Annotated in this window: 1 protein-coding gene and 1 pseudogene; one reads left to right on the top strand and one right to left on the bottom strand. The window is 73.0% G+C overall.

The window, feature by feature from the left end:
* Positions 1-1,352, bottom strand: a pseudogene (locus ACKOQ4_RS11965) (hypothetical protein); the annotation flags it as partial.
* Positions 1,353-1,649: 297 nt separating this feature from the next.
* On the opposite strand from ACKOQ4_RS11965, the gene ACKOQ4_RS11970 reads away from it, so the two are divergent.
* On the top strand, positions 1,650-3,043 hold a 1,394-nt coding region (locus ACKOQ4_RS11970), incomplete at its 3' end, for a serine hydrolase domain-containing protein (RefSeq protein ID WP_526292070.1).

A 3,043-nucleotide genomic window follows, 5' to 3' on the forward strand; every position in this document is an offset into this window, starting at 1 on the left:
CCGCCGGCGCCGCCCTTGCCACCGGCACCGCCGCCGGTGAGCCCGCTTCCCCCGACGCCGCCGTCCCCGCCCCGTCCGGCGATCGAGATCATCCCCCGGATTCCGGATCGCCCGCCGTCCCCGCCGGCCGCGCCGACACCGGTCGCGGACGACGCACCGGCGCCCCCGTTGCCACCGGAGCCCCACAGCACGCCTCCGCTGCCGCCGCCGCCGCCCACGCCCCCGTTGACGCTCTCGATGCCGGCACCGCCGTCGCCGCCGTCACCGAGCAGGCCGGCCGCTCCTCCACGGCCCCCGGCGAAACCTCCTCCGCCGGAACCGAACAGCAGCCCGGCCCGGCCGCCGTCGCATTGACCGCTGGTGCATGCGCCTTCGTATTTCGTATAGGTGAATCCGTTCCCGCCCAGCAGTCCTGCGTTCGGGTTGTCCGCGGTTCCGTCGCCGAAGAGCCTGAGCTGGCCGGCCGACAGCTTGTTCGGCCCAGCGAGCATGCCGCCGGAGGTCGTGGTGCCGGCCGCCGGCTTGGCCGTGTCCGGCTTGCCGCCCAAGTCCCGGCGGGTGAACGCCAGTGCCGTCCACATCAGAGGAGCCGCCGCCGGGGCGTCCCCACCACTGCCGGTCTGCAGCCACGACAGCAGCCCCCGGCTCAACCCCGACACCGCGCCACCGATGGCCACCGCGCGGCCGGCCGGAGCCGCTGTCATGACTGGCGCCTGCCCGGCGGCGGCAGTCCCCAGGGCGGACGCCGCGGCCGGGGTGGACTTCCGCGCGGGTTTGGATTCGGGTACGACGGCTTCCCGGCTCGCGACGCCACGCGACGGCCCCGCGGGAATTCGCGACTCCGGCCGGTTCGCAGCCGGCTCGGAAATCACCGCTGCCGGGGCGGGGAGTCCGGCCTTCGGCGGCACCGGAATCCCGGCCCGAGCGGACGGATCGGAGTGGCCCCGCCGATGACGATCGGCCGCGGTGTCGGGGCGGTGTGCCGAAGGACGGGATTCGCCGTCCGGGGACTCCGGGGCGGTGGGCGCGCGGCGGCGCTTGGCCGGTCCTTGCGGGCGCGACGGCGAAGCGGAGGAATCCGGCACCGCGGCCGACGACGACTGATCGCTGGTGGTTCCGCTCGATCCCGCCGAGCCGGTGGTATCGGCGATCGCCAGCGGCACGCCCGCCACTGCCGAGCCCACCCCGAGTGCGACCGCAAGGGCACCCACCCGGCCCACATAGCGCGCGTACCGGGCGGCGCCCCTGTCCGCGTCGGTCACCGCCCGGCGGGCGTACTCGATGGCCCGCACCCGCCCCTTCGAGGAGCGACGGTGCCGGCCGGCCGGCTGGAGAGAATCGGATGCGGACACGCTGCTCCCTAATGCTTGAGCCGTGGTGGAGGGAGAATGCCCTTGGGGCCGGAGATCAGCGGCGAGCTTGCGTGCTCGATGCCAGCGATTTGGGCAAAGGCAGCGGCCAAGGCGTAACTCCTGCGAGAAGCCGGATAAACTACGGGACAGATACTTTTCGGGCACTACTACGAGTTGGCTGCGGCGAACAATAGCAAACTCTTCTCTATCCAGGCGAACAAATGGTTCCAACTGTTTTCTCCGGCGCGGACCTCACCCTTCTGTGCACCTGGCAGCGCTCGGGCTACCGTCGACCGGGTGACGGTTCTCGGCTCGCGGATCGCCCGGGCCGGCGTGGCCGGGGCGATCCTCGCCGGCCTGGCGGGGGCCCCGGCCTGCGCCCGCACGGCGCCGCCGTCGCCGCCCGCCGGCACCGTCGCGGCCGTCACGCCGGCGCCGGCGTCGATGCCGGCCGCCCCGGCGGCGGTGGTCACCCCCGAGGACGCCATGCCGGCCGTCTCGGCCCTGGTGAACGGCGCGATCGCCGCACCCCGGATGCCCGGGGCGGTGGTCCAGATCGGGCACGCCGGCAGGATCGTCGTGAGCCGGGCTTTCGGCTCGCGCAAGCTCGCCGGCGAGCCGGCACTGGACGGCTCACCGGCGCCGGCCGAGACGATGACCGTCGACACCGTCTTCGACCTGGCGTCGCTGACCAAGATCCTGGCGACCACCACCGCACTGCTGCAGCTCTACGAGCAGGGCAAGGTCGGGATCGACGATCCCGTGCAGGACCATCTGCCCGAGTTCAACCCGTCCGGTGACCCGCGCCGCGCGCAGGTGACGCTGCGCATGCTGCTGACCCACCACTCGGGCATCGGCGGCGACCTGAGTCACCAGGGTCCGTGGGGGCTGGTGGCCGCGGACAAGGAGGACGGGATTCGGCGGGCACTGACCGCCCCGCTGGAGTTCGGGCCCGGCGAGCTCTTCCACTACTCGGACATCGGGTTCATCATCCTCGGCAGGCTGATCGAGAAGATCACCGGCGAGCCACTCGATGTCTACGTCGCCGATCACGTGTTCGCCCCGCTGGGCATGGCCGACACCCGCTACCTGCCAGGTTCCAAGGCGTGCGGCCCACACGAAATCATCGGCAACGCAATCGCTTTCGCGCCGCGCGCACCCGAGCCCACCCGGTGCCCCGAGGGATCGTGGAGCACCGACCTGCTGGCGCGGATCGCGCCGACGGCGCGTGACGAGGACACCGCCGGCATCAACCCCGACTTCGACCGCCTGCTGCGCGGCACGGTGCACGACCCGACGGCGCGCCGGATGGGCGGGGTGGCCGGCAGTGCCGGGGTGTTCTCGACGGCCGCAGACGTGGGGCGCTACGCCCAGGCGCTGCTCGACCGCCTGGCCGGACGGCCCAGCACGTTTCCGCTCAAGCAGTCGACCCTGCGCATGATGACCTCTCCGCAGCAGCCCGGACACCACCCCGGACAGATCGCGGCGGCCAACGACGCTGAGCGGCAGGCGATCTGGGCGGCGCCCAATACCGAGGATCCGCTCCTCGCCCCGCGCTATCCGGCCGTGGCCGGGCAGAACCTGCGCGGCTTCGGCTGGGACATCGACACACCGCACTCCACGCCGCGCGGCCTGATCTTCCCGGTGGGCAGCTTCGGTCACACCGGGTTCACCGGCGTGACGGTGTGGAT

Source organism: Mycobacterium sp. (assembly GCF_046095365.1).
In the GTDB taxonomy this organism is placed as follows: Bacteria; Actinomycetota; Actinomycetes; order Mycobacteriales; family Mycobacteriaceae; genus Mycobacterium.